We start from the raw sequence: 26173 nt of genomic DNA on the forward strand, positions 1-26173 counted from the left end.
GGATCCGCGCCCACGCCTGAGCCCGGCGTCAGCCCTTGACCGCGGCCGCCTTCTCCAGCGCCTGGGTCAGGTCGGCGATGATGTCCTGCGGCGACTCCAGGCCGATGTGCAGGCGCACCAGCGCGTTCTCGCCTTCGCCCCAATAGCGATGGTGCGACAGGTCCTTGGGCGACACCAGTTGCACCAGGCTTTCGTAGCCGCCCCACGAGAAACCGATGCCGAACAGTTCCAGTTCATCCACGAACACGCGCGCGGCCGCCGGCGACAGGCGCAGCTCGACCGACAGCATGCCGTTCGAACCGGTGCAGTCGCGCTGCCACAGCGCATGGCCCGGATCTTCGGGCCAGGCCGGATGGAACAGGCGCACGGTCTCGGGACGGTGCTTGAAGAACTCGCACACTTGCAGCGCGTGGCGCGCATGCTGCGCCATGCGGATCGGCATGGTGCGCACGCCGCGCAGCGCCAGCCAGGCGTCGTCGGCGCTGATGGAGTAGCCCATGGCGTACTGGGTACGGTTCAGCTTCCTGGCGATGGCTTCGTCATTGGTGACAACCGCGCCCAGCATCAGGTCGGAATGGCCGCCCACGTACTTGGTGCCGGCGATCACCGACACCTGCGCGCCCAGCGTCAACGGCCGGTAGATGTAGCCCGAGCCCCAGGTGTTGTCGGTGGCCAGCACCAGGCCGTGGCGCTGCGCGACGGCCGCCATGGCGCCCATGTCGAGCATCTCGAACAGCAGCGAGCCGGGCGATTCCACGTACAGCAGCTTGGTGTTGGGCTGTACCAGCGCGTCCAGATCCTCGCCGGCGGCGAAGTAGGTGATCGAGATGTTCATGCGCTTGAGCACCGCATCCTCCAGCTCGCGCATCGGGCCGTAGACGCAATCGGCGATCAGCGCGTGGTCGCCAGCCGAGCACAGCGCCAGCATCACCATCGTCATGGCCGACAGGCCGGACGGCGCCAGGTAGGCATGGCTGCCGCCTTCGAGCTGCGCGAACACCTGTTCCAGCGCGGCGTGCGTGTCCATGCCCATGCGGCCGTAGGTGGTGGCGCGGCCGCCGGCGGCCTTGTTGCGCTGGGCCTTTTCCAGCGCCGCCAGGTTCTCGAAGCGCACCGTGCTGGCCCGCATCGGCGGCAGCGGCACCGGCGCCGTGCCCGTCTCGGGGTTGAACGGGGCGGTGCCCGCGTGCTGCAAAACCGTATCGATGTGTTTGGTAGCCATCTTCAGAAGAGAGTGCCTGCGTATTGTCGGGAATCGGAACCGTAGCAGGAACGCGCGCGAATGTCGCGCCCTCGGGATCCGGTGTCAGTCGATCCAGCGCACCACCGCGTCCAGGTCGGCGCGGCGGGTGCGGTAACTGTTGGCCGGATGCGCGGTATCGGCATGGCCAAACGAAATCGCGCAGACCACGCGGCGGTCGGCGCCGATGCCCAGTTGTTCGCGCAGCACCTCGGGATACATCGCCAGCGAGGCCTGGGCCACCGTGGCCACGCCGTTGGCCTGCGCCGCCAGCAGGAAATTGGCGACGTAGCCGCCGCAATCGATGGCGCCGTACTCGCCCAGGGCTTCATCGGTGGTGATGATGGCCACGTGCGGCGCGTCGAACAATTGGAAGTTGCGCAGCTCCTGGCGGCGGTAGGCCTCGCGGTCGCCGCGCGCCACGCCTACCGCGCCATAGAGCTGGAAGCCCGACTCGCGGCGCCGCGCCAGGTAGTCGCCCCGGTATTCGCGCGGGAATGGGAAATCGGGCGTGAAGCCGGCTTGCTCGGCGCGCGCCAGCAAGGCCCGGCCCAGGCGCCGCGCGGCGTCGCCCGACACCACCGTCACCTGCCACGGCTGGCAGTTGCACCAGGACGCGGTGCGCTGCGCCAGCGTCAGGATGCGCTCGATGGTGGCGCGCGGCAGCGGCTCGGGCAGGAAGGCGCGGCAACTGTGGCGCGCGCGCAGCCAGTCTTCGAGCGCGGCGTCGGGGCGCGCGACGGGGGCTTGCGGTGCGGCGGGCATGGTGTCTCCTTGGTTTCCTCGTATGATGCCACTTGATTGCCGGCGCGCAAGGCGCCGCCCGACCGATGGCGAGATTCCATGCTGCCCTTCGATTCCCTGTTCGCGTTTTTCGGCATTGCCGTATTGCTGGCCCTCACGCCCGGGCCCGACAACCTGTTCGTGCTGATGCAGTCGGCCATCTGGGGCCGCAAGGCCGGGCTGTTCGTGGTGCTGGGGCTGTGCACCGGCCTGCTGGGCCATACCGCCGCCGTGGCGCTGGGCCTGGCCGCCGTGTTCGCCGCCTCGCCGGCGGCCTTCACGGTGCTGAAACTGGCCGGCGCGGCCTACCTGACGTACCTGGCCTGGCAGATCCTGCAGGCGCCAGTGCATGCCGATGAGGGCGAAAAACCGGCGCCGATGAAGGCGTCCGCGCTGTATCGCCGCGGCATCGTCATGAACCTGACCAATCCCAAGGTGCTGCTGTTCTTCTTCGCCTTCCTGCCACAGTTCACTTCGCCCAGGCTGGGGCCGGTGGGCTGGCAGACGGTGCAACTGGGCGCGGTGTTCATGCTGGCCACGCTGCTGGTGTTCGGCGCCATCGCCTTTTTCTCGGGCGCGTTCGGCGAACTGCTGCAACGCTCGGTCACCGCCAAGCGCTGGCTCAACCGCGTCGCGGCGCTGGTGTTCGTGGGGCTGGCCGTGCGGCTGGCGACGGCCACGCGCTAAAGCCAGCGGCCGGCGTCAACCGGACAATCGGCGGCCCGGGCGCACGACGCCTGCCGCCTCGTACCCGCCTGGCGCCACCGCGCCACGTGGCGGCAAGCGGCCTCAGGCCGCCTTGAAGCGGACAATGCCGTCCGCGCCTTCGCCGCGCGTCAGCTTGCCTTCAAAATACAGCGCGTGCAGATGCGCCAGCGCTTCGCCCATGGCGAAGGTGAGCTGATGCAGGTCGAGCTTGCGCTTGAACAGCACCGGCACAATGTCGGAAGTCGATTGCGGGCCGGCCTTACAGGCCTCCAGCACGTCGGCCAGGCGGTCGCGGTGATGTTCGTGCTGCTGCGCGATGCGTTCGTGCAGGCCCTTGAACGGCCGGCCGTGCGACGGCAGCACCAGCGTGTCGCGCGGCACGTCGGCGTAGCCGTCGAGCGAGCGCAGGTACAGCGGCAGCGGATTGGCGTCGGGTTCGTAGTCGAACACGCTGACGTTGGTGGAGATGCGCGGCAGCACCATGTCGCCGGAGATCAGCACGCCCAGGCCGGGCGAATGCAGCGAGGCATGCTCGGGCGCGTGGCCGTAGCCGACGATGACGCGCCAGTCGTGCGCGCCGATGCGCACCGCGTCGCCGTGCATGATGCGGGTGTAGCGGGCCGGCACGGCTGGCACCAGGTTGGGAAAGTAATTGGCGCGCTGGCGGATCTGTTCCTGCGCGTCCGGGTCGGTCAGGCCATGGCGGGCGAAGTGGTCGACCGCCGATTGGCCGCCAGGGCCGCCGCCGGCGTCGTTGCGGCGCGACGACCACAGCGACGCGACCATGAAGTCGGTCATGGTCATCCACAGGCGCGCGTCCCAGCGCTCGCACAGCCAGTAGGCCAGGCCGATGTGGTCGGGGTGCATGTGGGTGACGATGACACGCAACACCGGCAGGCCTTCCAGTTCGTTTTCGAACACCTGCTCCCACAGGGTCTTGACCTCGTCGCGCGAGATGCCACAGTCGACGATCGTCCAGCCGTCGCGGCCGTCGATGCGGTCACGCAACAGCCAGAGATTGATATGATCCAGCGCGAACGGCAGCGGCATGCGGATCCATTTCACGCCCTCGGCCACCACATGGGCACGACCGGCTTCGGGCTGGAAATCACCGAAGGGATACTGCAGCTTCTGCTCGTTGGGGTTCATTGCCTCGCTCTCCATGCTTGACGATCGCGTCAAGTCATCATAATTTACGTTTACGTAAACTGCCACACGTCGCATGTCCCCGTCAACCTGGACCATCTCCGAGCTCGCCCGCGAGTTCGACGTCACGCCCCGCACGATCCGCTTCTATGAAGACCAGGGGATCGTCAGCCCGGCGCGCGAGGGCCGCAACCGCATCTTCGGCCCGCGCGACCGCACGCGCCTGAAGCTGGCCCTGCGCGGCAAGCGCCTGGGGCTGCAATTGTCGGAGATCCTGACGCTGATCGACATGTACGACGGCCCCGGCGACACCGAGGTGCAGTTGCGCCAGTACCTGGCAGTGCTGGCGCAGCACCGCGCCACGCTGGAACAGCAGCGCCGCGACATCGAGGATACGCTGCAGGAAATCGCCGTGCAGGAACGCCAGTGCCGCGAGCTGCTGGCGCAGCAGCAGTCCTGAGGCGGATTCCATGGCCATGCTGCAAACCTTGGCGCTGTTCATCCTGACCGCGCTGGCCGAGATCGTCGGCTGCTACCTGCCGTACCTGTGGCTGCGGCGCGGCCATTCCATCTGGCTGCTGGCGCCGGCCGCCGTCAGCCTGGCGCTGTTCGCCTGGCTGCTGACGCTGCATCCGACCGCGTCGGGGCGCGTCTATGCGGCCTACGGCGGCGTGTACATCGGCATGGCGCTGCTGTGGCTGTGGGCGGTCGATGGCGTGCGGCCCAGCGTCAGCGATTACTTCGGCGTGGGCCTGTGCCTGGCGGGGATGCTGGTGATCATGTTCGGGCCTAAAACCGCCTGACGCGCCGCTAAGATTGGGTAGTGCGTCCCGAGGACATCCACGCGGATTGAGCCAAGGCCAACATGGAAGGCCTTTCGAAGCATGGAAGGTATGTCAGGATCAATCCGGAATGCTCTCCATGACCTTGCGCACGAAATCCAATGATGGCGCCTGGGTTCCCGCCACGCGAAGCGTCATCATTTTTTCGCCACTGCGCCAACGCACCATCGTCATCTCCTGACCGTCCTCGGGCCGCACCAGGCGGGTCGCCACAACACCGCGCGGATGACCTCCCGCCAACATCTTCACGTTCACTTGTTCAGCGGACAGCAGATTGACCATGCCTCCTTTACTCAACAGCGTTTCCGAAAGGATGACGGCGTCCATGCCGGGGCACTCATAGGCGCGAACCAGGCCGGTCAGCTTGGCGTCCACTTCGACACCGGCGGGTGTCTGGTACTGCAAGGCACAGCGGCTCAGCGGGCCTTTTGAGACGTCCGCCGGATGTATCCAGGAGGAGCGTAGTCGTGCGGGCAAGCTGTGACGTGCTTGCGCGAGTTGTTCAACGCGAGCCTTCAACGGCTTGAATGAGCGTTGCAGGACAGGCACGGACGCGAGGTCACTGAAGAGGATTGGCTTGGCGGTGCGCGCCGTGGCAGTCGCGCAGGCAAGTCCAAGCCCCAGAAGCCAAGTGAAAGTGAACAGTGTGCGTAACTTCATTCGAACGTTTCCGTCGCAGACCGCCGCGTTACATTGAGATCGCCGCGGCCTGCGGGTTCATCCCGACAGGCCAGAGGCCGCGCCCTGATAGGCATCAAGCCCCGCTTTGCGTAGGCCCTGCTTGAAGAGATTACCGGGGAGATAGCGACTCACACACGATCCTGTGGGCATATGTCAGACCATCACTCAGATCGGCTGGCGCCGTCCGAACGCCACGCCCGATTCGCCTGGCGCAACCGGCCCCGCCCGCGCCAATAAAAAAGCGCGCTCCCCAAGGAGCGCGCTTTGCATCGGGCCGCCCCAATACCCGGGCGGCGCCGGCGTCATTCCGCCTTGATGTTGCCTTCCTTGATGATGCGGGCGTTGTTGGCGTATTCGGCCTGCACCTGCTTGACGAAGGCGTCGCCGGACGCGGTGCCCGGCTGCAGGTAGGACTTGGCCAGCAGGTCCTTGAACTCGGGGCTGGCCGCGGCCTTGGCCAGCGCGGCCTGCAGCGGGCCCGACACGGCCGGCGGCAGGTTGGCCGGCGCGAAGATGCCGAAGTTCGAGTAGTACTGCGCCTGCGGCAGCTTCAGCTCAGCCATGGTGGGCACGTCGGGCCAGGCGGCCAGGCGCTCGGGCGCCATCACCGCCAGCGGCTTGAGCGCGCCGTTGGTCACGTGCGGCAGCACCACGTCGGTGTTGACCACCAGCAGCTCGATCACGCCGCCCAGGCCGTCGGTCAGCGCCTGGCTGTTGCCGCGATAGGGCACGTGCAGCATCCTGGTGCCGGTCTGCGTGGTCAGCGCCGCCATGCCGATGTGGGCCACGGTGCCCTGACCCGGCGTGCCGTAGCGCACGCCGTCCGGGTGCGACTTGGCGTAATCGATCAGGCCGGCGAAGTCCTTCACCGGCAGCGCCTTGGTGGCGACGATCGCCACCGGCGCCACGGCCACGCTGGCCACCGGCGTCAGGTCCTTCATCGGGTCGTAGTTGGTCTTGGCCAGATGCGGAAAGATGGTCAGCGGGCTGGTGGAGGCCAGCAGCAGCGTGGTGCCGTCGGGCTGGGCGCGCGCCACGAAGTCGGTGCCGACCGAGGCGCCCGCGCCGGGCTTGTTTTCGACGATGACGGTGGCGTTGGTCTCCTTGCGCAGCACATCGCCCAGGCGGCGCCCGATCGCGTCGGCGCTGCCGCCGGCGGTGTAGGGCACCACCAGGGTGATGGGCTTGGCGGGCCAGCCCTGCGCCAGCGCGGCGGCGCTCGTCATGATTGCCAGGGCCGCCCCCGCGGCCGTGAACAGCATCTTCTTTTTCATGGCTTCCTTGTTGTGTTGCGTAGCACTGCGTGAGGTAATGCGTGAAACGGGTAAAGCAAAAGGAAAACTCGATCAGCCGGCCAGGTAACGTTGCGTCAGGCGCACCCAATAGCTCGCGCCCGGCGCGATCAGGGCGTCGTTGAAGTCGTAGCTGGTGTTGTGCAGCATGCACGGGCCCAGGCCATGGCCGGCCATGCGGTGGTCGCCATCGCCGTTGCCCAGGAACACGTAGCAGCCAGGCTTGGCCTGCAACAGAAAGGCGAAGTCCTCCGAGGCCATCACCGGCTCGATCACGCGGGCGTGGTCGGGGCCGGCCACTTCGCGCATGACCTGCATGCAGAACTCGGTCTCGGCGGGGGTGTTGATCAGCGCCGGGTAGCGGCGCTCGAAGTAGACCTCGGCCTCGCAGCCGTGGGCGGCGGCGATGCTGCCGGCGATCTCGTGCATGCGGCGCTCGATCAGGTCGACCACGTCGGTGCTGTAGGCGCGCACCGAGCCGCCCAGCCAGGCGCTGCCCGGGATCACGTTGATGACGCTGCCGCCGGCCTGCACCTGGGTGATGGACAGCACGGCGGCGTCCAGCGGCCGCTTGCTGCGCGTCAGGATGGTCTGCAGCGACTGGCCGATGGCGAACAGCGCCGGCACCGGGTCGGCGCAATCCTGCGGCGCGGCGGCGTGGCCGCCCTTGCCGCGCACGGTAATCTTGAAGCCGTTGGCCGACGCCATCATCGGCCCCGCGCAGACGCCGAACGACCCGGCCTCCAGGCCCGGCCAGTTGTGCATGCCGAACACGGCTTCGCAGGGGAAGCGCTCGAACAGGCCGTCCTGGATCATGGCGCGGCCGCCGGCGCCGCCTTCCTCGGCCGGCTGGAAACAGAAATAGACGGTGCCGTCGAAGCCGCCATGCTGTTGCAGGTGGCGCGCGGCGGCCAGCAGCATGGCGGTGTGGCCGTCGTGGCCGCAGCCGTGCATCTTGCCGTCGTGGCGCGAGCGGTGCGCGAACTGGTTTCCTTCCTGCATCGGCAGTGCGTCCATGTCGGCGCGCAGCATGATGGCGCGGCCGGAATCGCCGCGCTTGATGACGCCGACCACGCCGGTCTTGGCGATGCCGGTGTGGGTCTCGATGCCCCAGCCGCGCAGCGCGTCGGCCACCACCTTGGCGGTGCGATGCTCTTCGTAGCAGAGCTCGGGATGGGCGTGCAGGTCGCGCCGCAGCGCCACAATATCGTCGAGATTGGCCAGGTCGGACACCACTTACTCCGTCACGTATTTCAGGTTTCAAGGATCGGGAGGGAATAGTACCCAGGGCCGTTCCCCGGGGCGCAAACATTTGCCTAGGGAAAACCCGACTCATATTTACGTTTACGTAAACGTAATATTTGCGCTGCATCATTGCGTAGCCATCGCCGATCGGCGCATCATGAGCCAAGCGGCGAGATTCGGCGCGGTTCCCTGCGCCCATAAGAATGTAAGTACCCACTATCACGGAGACAGCGATGAATCTTCCTGGCCTGAACTTCGATCTGGGCGAAGACCTGGACATGCTGCGCGACGCCGTGCGCACTTTCGCGCAGGCCGAGATCGCGCCGCGCGCCGCCGAAGTCGACCGCAGCGACCAGTTCCCCATGGACCTCTGGCGCAAATTCGGCGACCTGGGCGTGCTGGGCATGACGGCCAGCGAGGAGTACGGCGGCGCCAACATGGGCTACCTGGCCCACATGGTGGCGATGGAGGAAATCTCCCGCGCCAGCGCGTCCATCGGCCTGTCCTACGGCGCCCACTCCAACCTGTGCGTCAACCAGATCAACCGCAACGGCACCCCGGCGCAGAAGGCCAAGTACCTGCCCAAGCTGATCTCCGGCGAGCACGTCGGCGCGCTGGCCATGAGCGAACCGGGCGCCGGCTCGGACGTGGTCAGCATGAAGCTGCGCGCCGACAAGAAGGGCGACCGCTACGTGCTCAACGGCACCAAGATGTGGATCACCAACGGCCCCGACGCCGACACCCTGGTGGTCTACGCCAAGACCGACCCCGAGGCGCACCAGCGCGGCATCACCGCGTTCCTGGTGGAAAAGGGCTTCAAGGGCTTCTCGGTGGCGCAGAAGCTGGACAAGCTCGGCATGCGCGGCAGCCATACCGGCGAACTGGTGTTCCAGGATTGCGAAATTCCCGAGGAAAACGTGCTGGGCCAGGTCAACGGCGGCGTCAAGGTGCTGATGAGCGGCCTGGACTACGAACGCGCCGTGCTGTCGGGCGGCCCGGTCGGCATCATGCAGGCCGTGATGGACGTGGTGGTGCCGTACATCCACGACCGCAAGCAGTTCGGCCAGGCCATCGGCGAATTCCAACTCATCCAGGGCAAGGTGGCCGATCTGTACACCACGCTGCAGGCCAGCCGCGCCTTCTGCTACCAGGTCGGCAAGAACCTCGACCGCCTAGGCGCCGAGCACGTGCGCCAGGTGCGCAAGGACTGCGCCGCGCTGATCCTGTACACCGCCGAGAAGGCCACCTGGATGGCCGGCGAGGGCGTGCAGATCCTGGGCGGCAATGGCTACATCAACGAGTATCCGGTGGGCCGCCTGTGGCGCGACGCCAAGCTGTATGAAATCGGCGCCGGCACCAGCGAGATCCGCCGCATGCTGATCGGCCGCGAGCTGTTCGCCGAGACGGCCTGAGTCCGCCCGAGCCCGCCATGATCCGCACGTCCGACGTCCAGCACATCGAGCAGGCGCCCGCGCAGGGCCCCTCGCCGCTGGACGTCGCGCGCCGCATCCTGGCCGGCTTCGACCGCCACTACGCGCTGTTTCGCTACAGCGCGCAGCGCGCCAAGGCGCTGTTCGAATCGGGCGACTGGCACGGCATCCAACACCTGTCGCGCGAGCGCATCGAGTACTACGACATGCGCGTGCGCGAATGCGCCAGCCAGCTCGAAGGTGTGCTGCGCGGCCGGCCCGAGGGCGCGGTTGGCGCTCGCGGCGCCCATGGCGGCAACGGCCCCGATAGCGGCAACGGCGCGGCCAGCCCGGCGCTGACCGAGGCGCAGACCGCCTACTGGCAACAGATCAAGCAGGAATTCGTGGGCCTGCTGGCCGAGCATCGCCAGCCGGAATGCGCCGAGACCTTCTTCAACTCGGTGTCGTGCCGGCTGCTGCACCGCGACTATTTCCACAACGACTTCCTGTTCGTGCGGCCGGCCGTGGCCACCGACTACCTGGACAGCCGCATGCCGTCGTACCGGGTCTACTACCCGGTGACCGAGGGCCTGCACAAGAGCCTGATCCGCATGGTGGCCGACTTCGGCCTGGCGCTGCCGTTCGAGGACCTGCCGCGCGACACCCGCCTGCTGGCGCGCGCCGCCATCAACCAGCTGCGCCGGCAACTGCCACGCCACGTCGGCCGGCGCATCGCCAGCGACTGCCAGGTGCACGCGCTGGGTTCGCTGTTCTTTCGCAACAAGGGCGCCTATATCGTCGGCCGCCTGATCAACCAGGGCACCGTCTACCCCTTCGCCGTGGCGCTCAGGCGCAACCCGGCCGGCCAGGTGAACCTGGACGCGCTGCTGCTGGGGTCGGACGACCTGAGCACGCTGTTCAGCTTCACCCGCGCGTATTTCCTGGTGGACATGGAAACCCCGGCCGCGGTGGTCAACTTCCTGGCCAGCCTGCTGCCGCGCAAGCCCAAGGCCGAGCTGTACACCATGATCGGGCTGCAGAAGCAGGGCAAGACGCTGTTCTACCGCGACTTCCTGCACCACCTGGCGCATTCGCGCGACGCCTTCGACATCGCGCCCGGCATCAAGGGCATGGTGATGTGCGTGTTCACGCTGCCGTCCTATCCCTACGTGTTCAAGCTGATCAAGGACCGCATCGACAAGGACGGCATGGACCACGCCACCGTGCGGCGCAAGTACCAGCTGGTCAAGCTGCACGACCGCGTCGGCCGCATGGCCGACACCTGGGAATATTCGCAGGTGGCGCTGCCACGCGCCCGCTTCGCGCCGCAACTGCTGGACGAACTGCGGCGCCTGGTGCCCAGCCTGATCGAGGAAACCGGCGACACGGTGGTCATCCGCCACGTCTACATCGAGCGGCGCATGACGCCGCTGAACCTGTATCTGAGCCAGGCGCCGGACGCGCTGCTGGAGCCGGCGGTGCGCGAGTATGGCGACGCCATCCGCCAGCTGGCCGCCGCCAACATCTTTCCTGGCGACATGCTCTACAAGAACTTCGGCGTGACGCGGCTGGGCCGGGTCGTGTTCTACGACTACGACGAGATCCAGCGCATGACCGAAATGAATTTCCGACGGATTCCGCCGGCCCCCAACGAGGAAGCGGAAATGGCCGCCGAACCCTGGTATGCCGTCGGCCCGAACGACGTCTTTCCGGAGGAATTCGGCCGCTTCCTGCTGGGCGACGCGCGCGTGCGCGGCGCCTTCCTGCGCCACCATGCCGACCTGCTGGAACCGGAATGGTGGCAGGCCTGTCGCGCCCACGTGGCGCAAGGCCGGATCGAAGAATTTTTCCCTTACGATACGGACAGACGGCTGCGCCCGGCACCCGCCGGCGCGGCCGCGTAAAACACGCTGTCCCGACCCTCACAGGAGCTAGTCATGTCAGACCCCATCGTTATCGTTTCCGTCGCCCGCACGCCCATGGGCGGCATGCTGGGCAGCCTGTCCGGCCTGGCCGCGCACGAACTGGGCGCGATCGCCATCAAGGCGGCCGTCGAACGCGCCGGCGTCAAGCCCGAGCAGATCGAAGAAGTCATCATGGGCAACGTGCTGCAAGCCGGCCAGGGCCAGGCCCCGGCGCGCCAGGCCGCGCTGGGCGCCGGCCTGCCGTTGGGCGTGGCGTGCACCACCATCCACAAGGTGTGCGGTTCGGGCCTGAAGGCCGCCATGTTCGGCCACGACCTGCTGGCCGCGGGTTCGGCCAACATCGTCGTCGCCGGCGGCCAGGAAAGCATGAGCAACGCCCCCTACCTGCTGCTCAAGGGCCGCCAGGGCTACCGCTACGGGCACAACACCGTGTACGACCACATGGCGCTGGACGGCCTGGAAGACGCCTACGACAAGGGCAAGGCCATGGGCGTGTTCGCCGAGGATTGCGCCGCCAAGTACGCGTTCACCCGCGAGCAGCAGGACGCGTTCTCGCTGGAATCGCTGCGCCGCGCCCGCGCCGCCACCGAGGACGGCAGCTTCAAGTGGGAAATCACCCCGGTCACGGTCGCCGGCCGCAAGGGCGACACCGTGGTCGACACCGACGAGGCCCCCACCAAGGCCATGCCGGAGAAGATCCCGACGCTCAAGCCGGCATTCAAGAAGGACGGCACCGTCACCGCCGCCAACTCGTCGTCGATCTCCGACGGCGCCGCCGCCATGGTGCTGATGCGCGCCTCCACCGCCGAGAAGCTCGGCGTCAAGCCGCTGGCCCGCATCGTGGCGCACAGCCAGCACTCGCAGGAACCGGGCTGGTTCACCACCGCGCCGGTCGGCGCGCTCAAGAACCTGTTCGCCAAGACCGGCTGGAAGGCCGAGGACGTGGATCTGTACGAGATCAACGAAGCCTTCGCGGTGGTCACCATGGCCGCCATGGCCGATTTCAAGCTGCCGCACGACAAGGTCAACATCCACGGCGGCGCCACCGCCCTGGGCCACCCGATCGGCGCCTCCGGCGCGCGCCTGATGACCACGCTGATCGGCGCGCTGCGCAAGACCGGCGGCAAGCGCGGCGTGGCCACGCTGTGCATCGGCGGCGGCGAAGCCGTGGCCATGGCGATCGAGATGGTCTAAATCCGTCGGTTCGGCGCACGGACCCAGGTCCGCGCGCCGAACCGGATTCCGTTGCGTCTTTCTTGCATGGCAGTGTCCGCGACGGGTCGGTCGCGGGCCGTGCGGGAGAGGCGCAACGAAATCCGGACAAGCAACAAGAATCATCGACAACCAGGCCCGGACCACCGGGCGGCGAGACAAACCGCTCGACCCCGGGCGCCTTCAACATCCCAATCAGCAGGACGGGTGGAACCCCATGCCCATCATCGAATCCCGCATCAATCCGCGGTCGCAGGACTACACCGACAACGCGCGCGCCATGCAGGCGCAACTGGACGACCTGAGCCGGCAACTGGCACAGACCGCGCTGGGCGGCAGCGAATCCGCGCGCGCCAAGCACGTGGCGCGCGGCAAGCTGCTGCCGCGCGACCGCGTCGAGCAACTGATTGATCCGGGCTCGCCGTTCCTGGAATTGTCGCCGATGGCGGCGCACGGCATGTACGACGGCGATGCGCCGGGCGCGGGCGTCATCACCGGCATCGGCCGCATCGCCGGCACCGAATGCGTGATCGTCTGCAACGACGCCACCGTCAAGGGCGGCACCTACTACCCGATGACGGTCAAGAAGCACCTGCGCGCGCAGGAGATCGCCGCGCAGAACCGCCTGCCGTGCGTCTACCTGGTCGACTCCGGCGGCGCCAACCTGCCGCAGCAGGACGAGGTCTTTCCCGACCGCGACCACTTCGGCCGCATCTTCTACAACCAGGCGCAGATGTCGGCGCAGGGCATCGCGCAGATCGCGGTGGTGATGGGCTCATGCACCGCCGGCGGCGCCTACGTGCCCGCCATGAGCGACGAGTCCATCATCGTCAAGAACCAGGGCACCATCTTCCTGGGCGGCCCGCCGCTGGTGAAGGCCGCCACCGGCGAGGAAGTCAGCGCCGAGGACCTGGGCGGCGGCGACGTCCACACGCGCCTGTCGGGCGTGGCCGACCACCTGGCCGCCAACGACATGCACGCGCTGCAACTGGCGCGCGGCGCCGTGGCGCGCCTGAACCGCAAGAAGCCCGCGCCGCTGGCCACCGTGCCGGTGCGCGAGCCACGCTACGACCCGGCCGAGCTGAACGGCATCATCCCCGCCGACACCCGCAAACCCTATGACGTGCGCGAAGTCATCGCGCGCATCGTTGACGGCTCCGAGTTCGACGAATTCAAGGCGCGCTTCGGCCCCACGCTGGTGACGGGCTTTGCCCACATCCACGGCATGCCGGTGGGCATCGTCGCCAACAACGGCATCCTGTTCTCGGAATCGGCGCAGAAGGGCGCGCACTTCATCGAACTGTGCGCGCAACGCAAGATCCCGCTGGTGTTCCTGCAGAACATCACCGGCTTCATGGTCGGCCGCAAATACGAAAACGAAGGCATCGCGCGCCACGGCGCCAAGATGGTGACGGCGGTGGCCACCGCCAACGTGCCCAAGTTCACGGTGCTGATCGGCGGCTCGTTCGGCGCCGGCAACTACGGCATGTGCGGCCGCGCCTATTCGCCGCGCCTGTTGTTCATGTGGCCCAACGCGCGCATCTCGGTCATGGGCGGCGAGCAGGCCGCCAGCGTGCTGGCCACGGTCAAGCGCGACGGCATCGAAGCGCGCGGCGGCCAGTGGTCGGCGGCCGAGGAAGACGCCTTCAAGGCGCCGATCCGCGAACAATACGAACGCGAGGGCCATCCGTACTACGCCACCGCGCGGCTGTGGGACGACGGCATCATCGCGCCGGCCGACACGCGCCGCGTGCTGGGGCTGGCATTGTCGGCGGCGCTGAATGCGCCCATCGAGGACACGCGCTTCGGCGTCTTCCGGATGTAGAGCGCGCGCCGCGCTCCCCGCCTTTCGCCCAAGAATCATCCCAGTCTGGATAACGCCATGTTCGATACCCTGCTGATTGCCAACCGCGGCGAAATCGCCTGCCGCGTCGCCGCCACCGCCCGCCGCCTGGGCATCCGCACCGTCGCCGTCTATTCCGACGCCGACGCCAACGCCCGCCACGTTGCCGCCTGCGATATCGCCGTCCACATCGGCGGCGCCGAGCCGCGCGCCAGCTACCTGCGCGCCGACGCCATCCTGCAGGCCGCGCGCGATACCGGCGCCAAAGCCATCCACCCCGGCTACGGCTTCCTGTCGGAAAACGAAGCCTTCGCCGAAGCCGCCGAACAGGCCGGTATCGCCTTCGTCGGCCCGCCGGCCTCGGCCATCGCCGCCATGGGCAGCAAATCCGCCGCCAAGTCGCTGATGGAGAAGGCCGGCGTGCCGCTGGTGCCCGGCTACCACGGCGACAACCAGGAGCCGCAATTCCTCAAGGCACAGGCCGATGCCATCGGCTACCCGGTGCTGATCAAGGCCAGCGCCGGCGGCGGCGGCAAGGGCATGCGCGTGGTCGAAGCGTCCGGCGCGTTCCTGGACGCGCTGGCCTCGTGCCAGCGCGAGGCCGCGTCCAGCTTTGGCGATGACCGCGTGCTGATCGAACGCTATCTGCAAAAGCCGCGCCACATCGAGATTCAGGTGTTCGCCGACACCCACGGCAACTGCGTCTACCTGTTCGAGCGCGACTGCTCGGTGCAGCGCCGCCACCAGAAGGTGATCGAGGAAGCGCCCGCGCCCGGCATGACCGAGGAACGCCGCCGCGCCATGGGCGAAGCCGCCGTGGCTGCCGCGCGCGCCGTGGGCTACGTCGGCGCCGGCACGGTGGAATTCATTGCCGAGCCGGATGGCCGCTTCTACTTCATGGAAATGAACACGCGCCTGCAAGTGGAGCATCCGGTCACCGAGATGATCACCGGCCACGACCTGGTCGAATGGCAGTTGCGCGTGGCTGCCGGCCAGCCGCTGCCGGCGCGCCAGGAAGACCTGCGCATCCACGGCCACGCCATCGAGGCCCGCATCTACGCCGAAAATCCCGAGAAGGGCTTCCTGCCATCCATCGGCACGCTGGCCTACCTGGGCCTGCCGGCCCACGTGGCCTTCGCCAACGGCGACATCCGCGTCGACGGCGGGGTGCGCACCGGCGACACCATCACGCCGTTCTACGACCCCATGATCGCCAAGCTGATCGTGCACGGCGCCGACCGCGACCAGGCCCGCGCCCGCATGCTGCAGGCGCTGGCGCAGACTCAGGCGGTGGGGGTGCAGACCAACGTCGCCTTCCTGGCGCGCCTGATGCGCGACAGCGCCTTCGCCGCCGCGGATCTCGACACCGGCCTGATCGAACGCCAGCGCGCCACGCTGCTGCCCGAACCGGCACCGGCCGACGCCGCCACGCTGGCGCTGGCCACGGCCGCCGTGCTGGCCAGCCAGGGCCAGGCGCAATCGGCGCCGCAGGCCGCCGCCCCGGCCGATCCGTGGGACGCGCGCGACGGCTGGCGCCTGGGCGGCCGCTACCAGCGCACCCTGCAATGGATCGACAACGGCGAGACGCGCCACGTCACCGTGGCGCGCCAGGGCGCCGCCTGGACGCTGGACAGCGGCAACGGCGCCCAGCCCTTCGCCTGGCGCGCCGAAGACGGCAACGGCCCGGCGCGCGTGCTGCGCATCACCCTGGACGGCCGCGAGCGCGCCGGCAGCGTGGTGCTGCACGCCGACAAGGCTCACGTCTTCGGCGACGGCGGCGCGCGCGTGCTGGACCTGTACGACCCGCTGGCCCACGCCCAGGACACCCAGGGCGATCACGGCGGCGGCCTGACCGCGCCCATGCCGGGCAAGATCATCTCCATCGCCGTCAAGGCCGGCGACAGCGTCACCAAGGGCCAACCGCTGCTGGTGATGGAGGCCATGAAGATGGAGCACACCATCTCCGCGCCGGCCGACGGCAAGGTCGACGAGCTGTTCTACGCGGTCGGCGACCAGGTGACGGAAGGCGCCGAACTGGTGGCGATCGGCGCTTGAAGGCGCGCGCCATCGCCCGCTTGCACGGCGATGGCATGCCTTTCTACAAGGGGCACGCATGGCCAGCCAGACGTCCTGCGAGTTGATCCAGGTCCCGCCCTCGGCACGGCTGGCCAGCATCGTCTCGCACCTGACCGGCTACCGCGAAGGAGGCCAGGGCGCCGGCATGCAGTGGCTCGAAAGCGCGCCGCTGACCGTGCCGCTGGTGATCAACTTCGGCAGCCCTTTCGGCATCGGACTGGGCAACGCACTCGGTCGGGACGGCCCGGCACTGCGCGAACGGCTCGGCCCTATCCCGGACTGGCCGCGGCGCTTCGCCCTGGTCGATGCGTTCATCGCCCGCCGGCTGGGCCCCACCCCCTCGGAACCGGTGGCGCATGCCTACCGGCTGCTGGCGCGGGAGCTTGCCGATGAACCCATCCCCCAAAGAGCCGCCCCGCCTGTTTCCCTCCACGAGGGCAATCTTTGGTACTTCGGTACCTATTGGCCCCAGGCCTAGCGTTCGCGGCGCGCCTGCCCGGGGGTACAACCGAACCGGCGCTTGAACAGGCGCGAAAAATGCGACTGGTCCGCAAACCCCCACTGCTGCGCGACCCCGGCCACCGACACGGCCCGGGCCGCGCCGCGCAGCGTCTGCGCCGCGCGCTCCAGCCGCTGCTCATGCAACCATTGCATGAAGGTCTGGCCGACATCGCGGTACAACGCGTGCAGATAGCGCGCCGAAATGCCGCACGCCTGGGCCACGCGCTCCGGTCCCAGCTCGCAATCGGCCAGGTGCCGCCGCGCATAGGCCTCGATGCGGCACAAGTGCGCCGCCCGCACGGCGGAGTCGCCCGGATCCAGGACCCGGGCATCCTCCTGCACCGAACAAATCAGCAGAGCCACCAACTGCCGGGCCAGCAGCTCCCGCGCCGTATCTTCGCCACGGCCGAGCTGGCGGCCGACCAGGTCGACATACGAAGCGAACAGCCAGCCCGGCCCCTGCGTGGCGTCGAACGACAGCGCGCAATAGCGGCCAGGCTCGCGCAGGTGTCCGCGCATCAACGCGCCCGGCACCTTGAGCACCCAGAGCGCATTGTCGTGCCCGTACGAGAATTCGTACGGACTGTTGCCATGCTCCAGCAGAAATGCCCCCGGCTGGCAGCGCGTCTCGCGCCCGGCCTGCACGAAGCGGATGCCGCTCTGGCGCGGCACGGTGATCAGATAGTGTTCGTCGGAAGCGTCCCGCAGGTGCGTTGCCAACCGCCGGTAGCACAGCGGCGAGGATGCCAGCCGCGACAGCGACAGGTCGCCCAGGTTCCACGAATGCAGCGCGCCATCGAAGCGCCCGGCATCCTGGAATTGCAGTTGCAGGCTGAAATAGGTGCGGCCGACCGCGCTTTCCCAGTAGCGGGCGCGGTCGGAGGCGGCCAGGGAAGCGGTGTCGTAGCGGGCGTCCACAGAGCTGTCCTCGTACCGGGGCCGGCGCCTCCCTGCCCGTGCGAGGCCCCTTTTGATGTCAACAGGCCTTAATCTGAATCAGTCGCCAACACGGGTCAATAAGTAAGTACCCGAGCCGTGCAGGACCGCGTTCCAGCCCGGACGGACCACGATGGTCGTGGTGGGCTCCTCGATGACGGCGGGGCCCTCGATGCGATCCTCGGCCAGCAGGCGCGTGCCGTCGTACACCGGCGTGTCGATCCAGTCCCCCTCGGCCTCGAACAGCATCTCGCGCCGGCTTTCCAGCGCGGCTTCGGGGTGGCCGTTGCCCGGCGCCAGGCGCGGCAGCGCGGGCTTGTCGACCTGGCCCACCGCCATCACTTCCAGGTTCACCAGCTCCACCAGGTTGTGCGGTTCGGCGTAGGTGTAGAGCTGTTCGTGACGCGCGTGGAAATCCGCCAGCAACCCCTGCAGGGTCTCGCGGGTGAACGCCCCCGCGGGCACATCGACCTGGCACTCATGTATCTGGCCCTGATAGCGCATCTCGACCTTGCGCGTCAGGGAGATACGCGAAGGCGCAAAACCATCGGCGCCCAGCAATTCGTGGCCGCGCCGCTCCATGTCGCGGAACAATTCGTCCAACCGCGCGATGTCGGCGTGCTCGTCCAGCCGCATCACGGCGCTGGCCAGGAAGTGGTATTTGACGTCGGAGATCACCTGGCCGAAAGCGCACAGGCAAGAGGCGATCTTGGGCACCAGGACCGTACGGCTGCCGATCTCCTCGGCCAGGGCCACGATGTGCATGCCGGCGGCGCCGCCGGCGCAGACCAGCGCGAAATCGCGCGGATCGTAGCCGTTCTCGATGGAAATGCCGCGAATGCCATGGGCCATGTTCAGGTTCACCAGCGTGCCGATGCCGTGGGCCGCGCGCGCCTCGCTCAGGCCGAGCGGCTCGGCCACATGACGCCGCACCGCTTCGCGGGCCCGTTCGCGATCCAGGCGGATGGTGCCGCCCAGTACCGCGTCGGGGCGCAGATAGCCCAGCACCATGTTGGCATCGGTGACGGTGGGTGCCTCGCCGCCCAGGCCATAGCAAGCCGGGCCGGGCATCGAGCCGGCGCTGCGCGGGCCCACTTCCAGCATGCCGAAGGCGTTCAGTTGCGCGATCGACCCCCCGCCGGCTCCCAGGGTTTCCACATGGATCATCGGCACGCCGATGCGATGGCGCAGGAAGTCGATATTGCGGTTGAGGTTGGTCTGGCCCGCGCGCGCCATGGTGATGTCGAACGACGTGCCCCCCATGTCCACCGTGATGATGTTGTCGATGCCGAACGGCGCCGCCACGTACAGGCCGGCCTGGGGCGCCGACGCCGGCCCCGAATTGATGGCGTTGACCGCCCGCCGCCGCATGACGTCACCCACCGCCAGTCCTCCATTGGACTGGAAATAGCGCACCGCGCCGCGCGCCCCGAGGCCTCGGAAGTAATCATCGATGCGGGCCACATAGCGCCCCATGACCGGGCTCAGATAGGCATTGACGATGGTGGTGGAGGTGCGCGTGTATTCCCGCACCTGCGGATAGACCTCGTGGCCGGCGCAGACGAAGGCATCGGGCATGGCGGCCGCCACCATATCGCGGGCGCGCTTTTCATGCGCGGCATTGGCCGGGGCCCAGACGAACGACACCGCCACCGCCTGCACGCCTTCGCGCTTGAAGACCTCGATCGCGGCGCGCACATCGTCTTCGTTCAACGGCGCGTGCACCGAGCCGTCCGCCAGCACCCGTTCACGCACCGGCCTGCGCAGGTGGCGTGGCACCAGCTGTGGCGCGGGCGGATAGTCGGCGTCGTAGCGGTAGCCTTCCTCCTTGTGGCCCAGGCGGATTTCGATACTGTCCTCGTGGCCCGCCGTGCACAGCAGGCCAACCTTGACGCCCTTCAATTCGATCAGCGCATTGAGTGCCACGGTGGTGCCATTGATGCACAGATCGCAATCGCGCACGATCTCCTCCACCGGTCTGCCGAGCGCCTCCGACATCTGCGCCAGGCCGGCGGCAATGGCCTTGGTGCCGTCCTGTGGTGTCGATGCGCTCTTGAAGAGGCGGATGGCGCCGTCGCGTCCGGCCAGGACGAAATCGGTGAACGTGCCGCCGGCGTCTACGCCGAGGCGATATTGTCCTTGCATAGTGTGCTCCTCAGCGGGGATCGCGGATGCGTTGCGTGCGGGTCGCGGCGAAGTCGACATTGCCGTCCATCCCGACCACCACGCCGTACTCGGCGCGGGCTGCCTCGGGCGAGACCAGCCCGTTGCGGATGTCGCGCGCCACGTCTTCCGGCGCGCGGCAATACGGGTCGCCGTAACCGCCGCCGCCCGGATTGACGTTGCGGGCCCGTTCTCCGGGATGCAACGTCAGGATGGTGTTCTTGCGGTGCACGGTGACGCGGCCGTCGGCGTGGTGTTGTTCCAGTCGGCCCAGCTTGCGTTCGGGCAGCGTGTTGTAGGCGCCCGCCGCGCCGCCTGTCGGAATCTGGCGCCCCTCGCCAAACGCAATCACCGTCATGTCGTGGCCGATGGGTTCGACCTCCCAGACGGTGCCGCTGCCGCCACGGCGCTGCCCGGCGCCGCCGCTGTCTTCCTGCAGGCCATAGCGATGGATGATGATGGGATAGGCATACTCCAGCAATTCAATGTCGCCCGAGCTGAGCGCGCCGAAACAGCACAAGGGGCCGCACGCATGCCAGCCGTCCATCTGGCGCGTGGCGCCCGCGCCCGAGATGATGGAAGCCAGCACCATGGTCACGTACTGCTCCCCCGTTCTGGGATTGACACCGGCGATGTTGACGCCGCTGGCATGCCCCCAGGACGCCGTCACGCGGTCCGGCGCCGCCGCCTCGAAGGCCTGGCGCACCGCGTCGGTCAACGTCTCCATCGGTGTCGTGGTGCAGTTGACGTGCGGCGCCGGCTCGCGCGCATTGCACAGCGTGCCCTGCGGGCCCAGGTCCACCGTCACGCAGCGGTACAGCCCGGCGTTGTACGGCGGCGGCACCTGCGCGAACATCATCAGGCCCAGATAGATGCCCGACAGCGAATTGCCGGCATAGGAATTGATGAAATAGGGCACCTGCGGCGGACTGTCGATGCGGATGTGGACTTGATCGCCGGTCACCCGCACGCTGGCGGAAATGGTCATGTCGCCATGGCCGTGGCCGGCGTCCTCCAACCGCGCCCGGCCTTCGTAGACGCCGTCGGGGATCGACGCGATCAGCGAGCGCATGTGGCGGTCCGCCATGTCCTTGAGCTCGGCGATGGCGGCCCGCACGGTGGCCAGGCCGTACTTGGCGAGCAGGACGCGCAGATGGCGCTCGCCGACCCGGCAGGCGCCGAACTGGGCGTTGAGGTCGCCTTCCTGGTCGCGGCGCGATCTCATGTTGCACAGCAACAGGTTGACGACGTCATCACGCCGCACGCCGCGATCCCACAGCTTGACCGGCGGAATGCGCAGGCCTTCCGCATAGAGGTCGCGCGCGTCCGGGTTGTAGCCGGCGGGCACGGGGCCGCCGATGTCGGTCAGGTGGCCCTTGCACACCGCCCAGAACACCAGTTCGCCTTCGTGGAACACGGGCTTGTACATGCAGCAGTCGAGAATGTGGCTGCCCTGGTAGACCGGGTCGTTGTGATAGATGATGTCGCCTTCGTGGATATCGTCGCCGAAGAACTCGGCCACCGCCTTCATGGCGGGAATCAGCGAGCCGAGATGGATCGGGATGTCCTGGCCCTGCAGGATCATTTCGGGATGGTGGTCGAACAGCGCATTGCTGTAGTCGTGGGCCAGGTTGAAGACGCTGGACCGGCCCGTTTTCTCCAGGGTCAGTGTCATCTCGCGCTGCGCGGTCTCGAGTGCGCCGCGCACCACGGCCAGCGTGATCGGGTCTACCGGCCCGGCGGCGGCAAATGGCTTGCCCATCGTGTTCCCCTTGTATGGTCGCCATCTTCCGGATGGCTGCAGGGCAACGTTAATCAGCGCCACGCCGGCTGGCTTGTACCTGAGCGCACGAAAACTTGCCTGTGAAGGAACGCCGGCCCGGTGTTTTCCCTCATCCTCTTAGTTTCCCGTCAGCCGCTTTTCCCTAGAATGCGGGATTCCGATCCCCGCCCGCGCACCCGCCGCGCGCTGCCCCGATGCCCGCCCCCGACTCCCCCAGTCCGCTTTACCGCCCCGCCTTCCTGCACTTCCTGTTCGCGCGCATCGGCGCATCGCTGGCCTTCCAGATCGTCTCGGTGGCGGTGGGTTGGCAGATCTACGCGCTGTCGGGCAGCGCGCTCGACCTGGGCCTGATCGGCCTGGCGCAGTTCCTGCCGATGGCGGCGCTGACGCTGGTGGTGGGCCACGTCGCCGACCGCTACGACCGCCGCAAGATCGTCGCCATCTGCATGGCGATCGAAGCGCTGGCCACGCTGCTGCTGGCCGTCGCCGCGCTGCACGGCGTGGGCGGCAAGACGCTGATCTACGCCACCCTCATCATCATGAGCTCGGCGCGCGCCTTCGAGGCGCCCACGCTCACCACCCTGATTCCCGCCATCGTGCCGCGCGAATGGCTGCCGCGCGCCACCGCGCTGTCCTCCTCCGGCGGCCAGATCGCGCAGATCGCCGGCCCGGCGCTGGGCGGCATCGGCTACGGCCTGGGGGCAGGGTGGATCTACTGCGTGGCGGCGGCGCTGTACCTGTGCGGCTTCGCCTGCATCGCCAGCATGTCGATCGACCGCGCGCCGCCGCGCAGGGAACCCACGACCTGGCGCACGCTGTTCGCCGGCATCACCTTCATCTTCCAGCGCCGCATCCTGCTGGGCACGCTGTCGCTGGACCTGTTCGCGGTGCTGCTGGGCGGGGCCACCGCGCTGCTGCCGATCTTCGCCAAGGATATCCTCAACGCCGGCCCTTGGGCGCTGGGCGCGCTGCGCGCCGCGCCGGCCTGCGGCGCCATGCTGATGTCCCTGACGCTGGCGCGCCTGAGCCTGGGCGAGCACGTCGGCTGGCTGTTGTTCGGCGCGCTGATCCTGTTCGGCCTGGCCACCACCGTATTCGGATTGTCGACCTCGATCCCGCTGTCGGTGGGCGCGCTGGTGGTGCTGGGCGCGGCCGACGCCATCAGCGTGGTGGTGCGCTCGTCGCTGGTGCAACTGAACACGCCCGACCACATGCTCGGCCGCGTCAGCGCGGTCAACACGCTGTTCGTCGGCGCCTCGAACCAGCTGGGCGAATTCGAATCCGGCGTGATGGCGGCGCTGCTGGGCGCGGTGCCGGCGGTGGTGGTGGGCGGCCTGGGTACCATCGCGGTGGCGGGGCTGTGGATGCACTGGTTCCCCGAACTGCGCAGGCTCAAGAGTCTGCACGGGGCAGCCTAGCGGCTGCGGCCGCCGCGACCCGCTGTTGCTTTTACGCCCGCCAATCGCGACGCCACGGCGCGGGGCTTGCAGTCGGACACAATTGGCAAATTGCTGTCCGACGCCAACCGTGAGCGCCCACTAAGATGGCGCCGCATCATGCGCCACGGTGCGCCTACCGAAGACCGACGAGAACAAGTCCGCCATGAAACCGAGTCTGAACGCCAGCCCGTCCCCGCGCCGACCGCTCCTGCGGGCAACGGTGGCAGGCTTGCTTGCCACCGCCCTGGCCACGTTCGCCACCCCCGGCGGCGCCGCCGAGCCGGCCGCCCCCAAGTCCGCGAGCGCCCCGGCCACCGCCGTGACCCCGCCCGACGCGCCCACGGTGATGTACGCCATCTACCAGATCGACGGCAAGGGCGCCGACTCGTACGAAGTGGCCAACGGCAGCGTCGCCACCTACTGGTTCGGCCACGCCTTCGAACTGGACGGCACGCGGTACTTTACCGGCTTCACCTGGGACACCCGCGAAAAGTACGGCCAGCCCGGCGAAGACGAAGCCGGCCCCGAGACCCAGGTCAACCTGGCCGAAGCCACCTTCACCCTGACTGGCTCCAGCCCCGAGCGACCCTGGCAATTCCGCGGCATGGCACACACCATCGGCATGTTCGGCGCCTACGAACGGCCCGAAGCCGTCGACACCCGCCGCCAACCGCTCGACTACCGCACGCCCAGCGGCAAACTGGTGCTGGCCGTGCCGACACAGGGCTTCGACAACGGCACCAGCTTCGAAGGCTATGCCTTGTTCGTCTTCAACCCCGGCCCGCGCGACGAGCTCAAGGACAAAGTCTGGAGCTACGCCGGCAGCGTCCTCACCGGCGACGACAACAGCGCCGCCTGCGCCGACGGCGACGTGATGCCCTGCGTCGCCAAGACCGGCAAACTGACCTTCTCCACGCAGCACGGCAGCGACCTGCCGCGCCTGACCGTCACCCCCAGCGGCACCGAGATCTCCGGCCCGGGCAAGACCCGCCAGCTCAGCGCCGCCGACGCGGTTGCCTACGTCTTTGACGAGGCCGCCAGGAAGTACGCCGAAAAGTAAACGATGCAGCGGGCGGCACACCGGCCCACGACTGCCGCTACACTGACAGGTCATGCAGCACCTCTTCACGGAGCGAACCATGACCGCCCAGCCCCTGGCCATCACCCCGGCGCGCAGCGCCTTGCTGGTCATGCACTACCAGACCGACATCATGGATCTGTTCCCGTCGGTCGCGCCCAGGCTGCTGGCCAACACGCGACAACTGTGCGATGCCGCGCGCCGCGCCGGCGTGCGCGTCCACTTCGCCAAGATCCATTTCAGCCCGGGCTATCCGGAAGTCAGCCCGCGAAACAAGAACGGGCAGGGCATCAAGCAGCTCGGCCGCTTCGTGCACGACCGCGTCTCGCCCGAACTCGGCCGGCGCGACGACGAACCCATCATCCTGGCCCACCGCGCCAGCGTGTTCTTCGGTACCGACCTGCAACCGCGGCTGTCGGCCCAGGGCATCGACACCCTGATCATGGTGGGCGTCGCGTCCACCGGCGTCATGCTGTCGTCCATCGCCCACGCCAGCGACGCCGACTACCGCCTCCTGACCGTCAAGGACTGTTGCCACGACCCCGACCCGGTCGTGCACCAGCACCTGTTCGCGACCGCCTTCGAATCGCGCACCACGGTGCTGTCCCTGGACGATGCCCTGTCCCTGCTGGCCGCCACCGCCAGGCCCGGGCTGCCCCCTAACGAATGAGTCGACCCATGCGTACCCTGATCATTGCCTCCTTTCTCGCCGCCCTGAATTTCTCCCACGCCGGCCTGGCGCAAGCCGAACAAGGCTGCCCCGACGGCTACGCGCCCAGCGTCGGCACGCCCGACCAGCAATGCGTGCCGATTCCCGTGGAGATCGCGCCCGCCGCGGGCGCCGCTTCCACCCCCGCATCGCGCGACGCCCAGCGTTGGGGCGCCGTGGCCTATGACGCGCTGTCCGGCGCGATCGGCATCTCGGCCGACCGCACCAGCAAGGCCAAGGCCGAAAAAGACGCGCTGGCCCAATGCGCCACCAAGGGCGGCGCCCGCTGCGCCCTCAACACCACGTACCACGACCAGTGCGTGGCGGTGACCTACGGCCCGTCGCCCAAGGACAGCGGCGTCCTGGTGAATTCCGCCACCGCCGCCAGCGAGGAACTGGCCCGCATGCGCGCCCTGGAAACCTGCGAGAAAGACACCGGCGCCAGTTGCCAGGCGTTCTACACCGGTTGCAGCCTGCCCCCGCCGGCTCAATAATCGGCCGCCTCCGTCCCAAGGACTTCCCATGCTCGACCCCGCCACCCTCGTCCTCTTTGGCGGCGCCTGCGTCGCCCTGGCCATGACGCCCGGCCCCGACATGCTGCTGATCGCCTCGCGCAGCGCCGCCCAAGGCCGCGCCGCCGGCTTCGCCTCGCTCGCCGGCATCCAGGCCGGCACCTACTGCCACGCGCTGGCGGCGGCCTTCGGCCTGTCGCAACTGTTCGTGGCCGTGCCCATGGCCTACGACGTGGTGCGCCTGGCCGGCGCGTTCTACCTGCTGTACCTGGCCGTGCGCACCTTCCGCTCGCGGCCGGTGCAACATGTGCCCGACGCCGGCAGGGCCCGCCCGCCAGTGCGCGAGGTCTTCATGCAGGGCCTGCTGACCAACCTGCTCAATCCCAAGATGGCGCTGTTCGTGCTGGCCCTGTTCCCGCAGTTCGTGCGGCCGCAGGACGGCGCCGTCGCCGTGCAGATCCTGGTGCTGGCCACCATCCTCAACGTCATCGGCCTGTTCATCAACGGCGCCGTCATCCTGGCCGCGCACCAGCTCAGCAGGCGCTGGGCCGGCCGCCAACGCGTGTCGCGCTGGCCGCAATACGTGCTGGGCTCGGTGTTCGTGGCCTTGGCATTGCGCCTGGCCACCGCCAGCCGCAACTGACGCGCAC

The 26173-nt window shown here is 68.3% G+C and carries 23 protein-coding genes; 14 read left to right on the top strand and 9 right to left on the bottom strand.

All coding sequences use genetic code 11. The features are described 5' to 3' along the window. Positions 1 to 28 precede the first annotated feature (28 nt). The gene (gene metC / locus ACN6O8_RS13160) at positions 29 to 1222 is read right to left on the bottom strand and encodes a cystathionine beta-lyase (protein ID WP_427991473.1); all 1194 of its coding nucleotides are present in this window, start codon (positions 1220 to 1222) and stop codon (positions 29 to 31) included. 84 nt (positions 1223 to 1306) lie between these two features. Beyond that, the gene (locus ACN6O8_RS13165) at positions 1307 to 2005 is read right to left on the bottom strand and encodes a nitroreductase (RefSeq protein WP_427991474.1); all 699 of its coding nucleotides are present in this window, start codon (positions 2003 to 2005) and stop codon (positions 1307 to 1309) included. A gap of 78 nt (positions 2006 to 2083) precedes the next feature. Between ACN6O8_RS13165 and ACN6O8_RS13170 the strand changes: the two genes are divergently transcribed. Continuing rightward, positions 2084 to 2710, top strand: a complete 627-nt coding sequence (locus ACN6O8_RS13170; protein ID WP_427991475.1) for a LysE family translocator — start codon at positions 2084 to 2086, stop codon at positions 2708 to 2710. 102 nt (positions 2711 to 2812) lie between these two features. Here ACN6O8_RS13170 and ACN6O8_RS13175 read toward each other — a convergent pair whose 3' ends face one another. Continuing rightward, positions 2813 to 3880, bottom strand: coding sequence for an MBL fold metallo-hydrolase (locus ACN6O8_RS13175; RefSeq protein ID WP_427991476.1), 1068 nt, complete (start codon positions 3878 to 3880; stop codon positions 2813 to 2815). 73 nt (positions 3881 to 3953) lie between these two features. Between ACN6O8_RS13175 and ACN6O8_RS13180 the strand changes: the two genes are divergently transcribed. Both ACN6O8_RS13180 and ACN6O8_RS13185 read left to right on the top strand, forming a co-directional pair. Beyond that, entirely contained in the window at positions 3954 to 4337 is a 384-nt protein-coding gene (locus ACN6O8_RS13180; protein WP_427991477.1) for a MerR family transcriptional regulator, read from the top strand. A gap of 10 nt (positions 4338 to 4347) precedes the next feature. Continuing rightward, a complete protein-coding gene (locus tag ACN6O8_RS13185; RefSeq protein ID WP_427991478.1) occupies positions 4348 to 4680 on the top strand; it encodes a YnfA family protein in 333 nt (110 codons plus the stop codon). Positions 4681 to 4779: 99 nt separating this feature from the next. On the opposite strand, the gene ACN6O8_RS13190 is transcribed toward ACN6O8_RS13185, so the two are convergent. From ACN6O8_RS13190 to ACN6O8_RS13200, 3 genes are all read right to left on the bottom strand, one after another. After that, positions 4780 to 5379, bottom strand: coding sequence for a hypothetical protein (locus tag ACN6O8_RS13190; protein WP_427991479.1), 600 nt, complete (start codon positions 5377 to 5379; stop codon positions 4780 to 4782). A 323-nt stretch (positions 5380 to 5702) separates the two neighbouring features. Next, on the bottom strand, positions 5703 to 6674 hold the full coding sequence (locus ACN6O8_RS13195; protein ID WP_427991480.1) for a Bug family tripartite tricarboxylate transporter substrate binding protein: 972 nt from the start codon (positions 6672 to 6674) through the stop codon (positions 5703 to 5705). Between the two features lie 72 nt (positions 6675 to 6746). Further along, entirely contained in the window at positions 6747 to 7925 is a 1179-nt protein-coding gene (locus ACN6O8_RS13200; RefSeq protein WP_427991481.1) for a M20 aminoacylase family protein, read from the bottom strand. A 245-nt stretch (positions 7926 to 8170) separates the two neighbouring features. Here ACN6O8_RS13200 and ACN6O8_RS13205 point away from each other — a divergent pair, with 245 nt between their 5' ends. From ACN6O8_RS13205 to ACN6O8_RS13230, 6 genes are all read left to right on the top strand, one after another. Further along, the gene (locus tag ACN6O8_RS13205) at positions 8171 to 9349 is read left to right on the top strand and encodes an isovaleryl-CoA dehydrogenase (protein ID WP_054475320.1); all 1179 of its coding nucleotides are present in this window, start codon (positions 8171 to 8173) and stop codon (positions 9347 to 9349) included. Positions 9350 to 9366: 17 nt separating this feature from the next. Then, complete coding sequence (aceK, locus tag ACN6O8_RS13210; protein WP_427991482.1) at positions 9367 to 11250, top strand: bifunctional isocitrate dehydrogenase kinase/phosphatase; 1884 nt, start codon at positions 9367 to 9369, stop codon at positions 11248 to 11250. 33 nt (positions 11251 to 11283) lie between these two features. Further along, positions 11284 to 12465, top strand: coding sequence for an acetyl-CoA C-acetyltransferase (locus ACN6O8_RS13215; RefSeq protein ID WP_427991483.1), 1182 nt, complete (start codon positions 11284 to 11286; stop codon positions 12463 to 12465). Between the two features lie 235 nt (positions 12466 to 12700). After that, positions 12701 to 14308, top strand: a complete 1608-nt coding sequence (locus ACN6O8_RS13220; protein ID WP_427991484.1) for a carboxyl transferase domain-containing protein — start codon at positions 12701 to 12703, stop codon at positions 14306 to 14308. Between the two features lie 57 nt (positions 14309 to 14365). After that, the gene (locus ACN6O8_RS13225) at positions 14366 to 16381 is read left to right on the top strand and encodes an acetyl/propionyl/methylcrotonyl-CoA carboxylase subunit alpha (RefSeq protein WP_427991485.1); all 2016 of its coding nucleotides are present in this window, start codon (positions 14366 to 14368) and stop codon (positions 16379 to 16381) included. Positions 16382 to 16439: 58 nt separating this feature from the next. After that, positions 16440 to 16880, top strand: coding sequence for a hypothetical protein (locus ACN6O8_RS13230; RefSeq protein ID WP_427991486.1), 441 nt, complete (start codon positions 16440 to 16442; stop codon positions 16878 to 16880). On the opposite strand, the gene ACN6O8_RS13235 is transcribed toward ACN6O8_RS13230, so the two are convergent. The 3 genes from ACN6O8_RS13235 to ACN6O8_RS13245 all read right to left on the bottom strand — a co-directional run bounded on the left by ACN6O8_RS13235 (position 16877) and on the right by ACN6O8_RS13245 (position 21764). Then, on the bottom strand, positions 16877 to 17821 hold the full coding sequence (locus ACN6O8_RS13235) for a helix-turn-helix domain-containing protein (protein ID WP_427991487.1): 945 nt from the start codon (positions 17819 to 17821) through the stop codon (positions 16877 to 16879). The genes ACN6O8_RS13230 and ACN6O8_RS13235 overlap by 4 nt on opposite strands. A gap of 78 nt (positions 17822 to 17899) precedes the next feature. Beyond that, the gene (locus tag ACN6O8_RS13240; protein ID WP_427991488.1) at positions 17900 to 19984 is read right to left on the bottom strand and encodes a hydantoinase/oxoprolinase family protein; all 2085 of its coding nucleotides are present in this window, start codon (positions 19982 to 19984) and stop codon (positions 17900 to 17902) included. Between the two features lie 10 nt (positions 19985 to 19994). Then, positions 19995 to 21764 carry a hydantoinase B/oxoprolinase family protein gene (locus tag ACN6O8_RS13245; protein WP_427991489.1) on the bottom strand — a complete coding sequence of 590 codons (1770 nt, stop codon included), beginning with the start codon at positions 21762 to 21764 and terminating at the stop codon, positions 19995 to 19997. A gap of 215 nt (positions 21765 to 21979) precedes the next feature. On the opposite strand from ACN6O8_RS13245, the gene ACN6O8_RS13250 reads away from it, so the two are divergent. The 5 genes from ACN6O8_RS13250 (at position 21980) to ACN6O8_RS13270 (ending at position 26166) form a co-directional block, all read left to right on the top strand. Continuing rightward, entirely contained in the window at positions 21980 to 23203 is a 1224-nt protein-coding gene (locus ACN6O8_RS13250) for an MFS transporter (RefSeq protein WP_427991490.1), read from the top strand. Between the two features lie 241 nt (positions 23204 to 23444). Then, positions 23445 to 24284 (top strand): hypothetical protein, encoded by an 840-nt coding sequence (locus ACN6O8_RS13255; RefSeq protein WP_427991554.1) that lies wholly within the window; start codon positions 23445 to 23447, stop codon positions 24282 to 24284. A gap of 79 nt (positions 24285 to 24363) precedes the next feature. Further along, complete coding sequence (locus ACN6O8_RS13260; protein WP_427991491.1) at positions 24364 to 24972, top strand: isochorismatase family cysteine hydrolase; 609 nt, start codon at positions 24364 to 24366, stop codon at positions 24970 to 24972. 8 nt (positions 24973 to 24980) lie between these two features. After that, entirely contained in the window at positions 24981 to 25505 is a 525-nt protein-coding gene (locus ACN6O8_RS13265; protein WP_427991492.1) for a DUF4189 domain-containing protein, read from the top strand. Between the two features lie 28 nt (positions 25506 to 25533). Then, the gene (locus tag ACN6O8_RS13270; RefSeq protein WP_427991493.1) at positions 25534 to 26166 is read left to right on the top strand and encodes a LysE family translocator; all 633 of its coding nucleotides are present in this window, start codon (positions 25534 to 25536) and stop codon (positions 26164 to 26166) included. Positions 26167 to 26173: the final 7 nt, after the last annotated feature.

The sequence above is a fragment of the Achromobacter sp. genome, assembly GCF_050285565.1.
Taxonomy (GTDB): domain Bacteria; phylum Pseudomonadota; class Gammaproteobacteria; order Burkholderiales; family Burkholderiaceae_B; genus Achromobacter.

Coding starts and splice junctions, on each gene's coding strand:
- metC (WP_427991473.1), bottom strand. CDS start 1,222: ATGGCTACCAAACACATCGATACGGTTTTGCAGCACGCGGGCACCGCC.
- ACN6O8_RS13165 (WP_427991474.1), bottom strand. CDS start 2,005: ATGCCCGCCGCACCGCAAGCCCCCGTCGCGCGCCCCGACGCCGCGCTC.
- ACN6O8_RS13170 (WP_427991475.1), top strand. CDS start 2,084: ATGCTGCCCTTCGATTCCCTGTTCGCGTTTTTCGGCATTGCCGTATTG.
- ACN6O8_RS13175 (WP_427991476.1), bottom strand. CDS start 3,880: ATGAACCCCAACGAGCAGAAGCTGCAGTATCCCTTCGGTGATTTCCAG.
- ACN6O8_RS13180 (WP_427991477.1), top strand. CDS start 3,954: ATGTCCCCGTCAACCTGGACCATCTCCGAGCTCGCCCGCGAGTTCGAC.
- ACN6O8_RS13185 (WP_427991478.1), top strand. CDS start 4,348: ATGGCCATGCTGCAAACCTTGGCGCTGTTCATCCTGACCGCGCTGGCC.
- ACN6O8_RS13190 (WP_427991479.1), bottom strand. CDS start 5,379: ATGAAGTTACGCACACTGTTCACTTTCACTTGGCTTCTGGGGCTTGGA.
- ACN6O8_RS13195 (WP_427991480.1), bottom strand. CDS start 6,674: ATGAAAAAGAAGATGCTGTTCACGGCCGCGGGGGCGGCCCTGGCAATC.
- ACN6O8_RS13205 (WP_054475320.1), top strand. CDS start 8,171: ATGAATCTTCCTGGCCTGAACTTCGATCTGGGCGAAGACCTGGACATG.
- aceK (WP_427991482.1), top strand. CDS start 9,367: ATGATCCGCACGTCCGACGTCCAGCACATCGAGCAGGCGCCCGCGCAG.
- ACN6O8_RS13215 (WP_427991483.1), top strand. CDS start 11,284: ATGTCAGACCCCATCGTTATCGTTTCCGTCGCCCGCACGCCCATGGGC.
- ACN6O8_RS13220 (WP_427991484.1), top strand. CDS start 12,701: ATGCCCATCATCGAATCCCGCATCAATCCGCGGTCGCAGGACTACACC.
- ACN6O8_RS13225 (WP_427991485.1), top strand. CDS start 14,366: ATGTTCGATACCCTGCTGATTGCCAACCGCGGCGAAATCGCCTGCCGC.
- ACN6O8_RS13230 (WP_427991486.1), top strand. CDS start 16,440: ATGGCCAGCCAGACGTCCTGCGAGTTGATCCAGGTCCCGCCCTCGGCA.
- ACN6O8_RS13240 (WP_427991488.1), bottom strand. CDS start 19,984: ATGCAAGGACAATATCGCCTCGGCGTAGACGCCGGCGGCACGTTCACC.
- ACN6O8_RS13245 (WP_427991489.1), bottom strand. CDS start 21,764: ATGGGCAAGCCATTTGCCGCCGCCGGGCCGGTAGACCCGATCACGCTG.
- ACN6O8_RS13250 (WP_427991490.1), top strand. CDS start 21,980: ATGCCCGCCCCCGACTCCCCCAGTCCGCTTTACCGCCCCGCCTTCCTG.
- ACN6O8_RS13260 (WP_427991491.1), top strand. CDS start 24,364: ATGACCGCCCAGCCCCTGGCCATCACCCCGGCGCGCAGCGCCTTGCTG.
- ACN6O8_RS13265 (WP_427991492.1), top strand. CDS start 24,981: ATGCGTACCCTGATCATTGCCTCCTTTCTCGCCGCCCTGAATTTCTCC.
- ACN6O8_RS13270 (WP_427991493.1), top strand. CDS start 25,534: ATGCTCGACCCCGCCACCCTCGTCCTCTTTGGCGGCGCCTGCGTCGCC.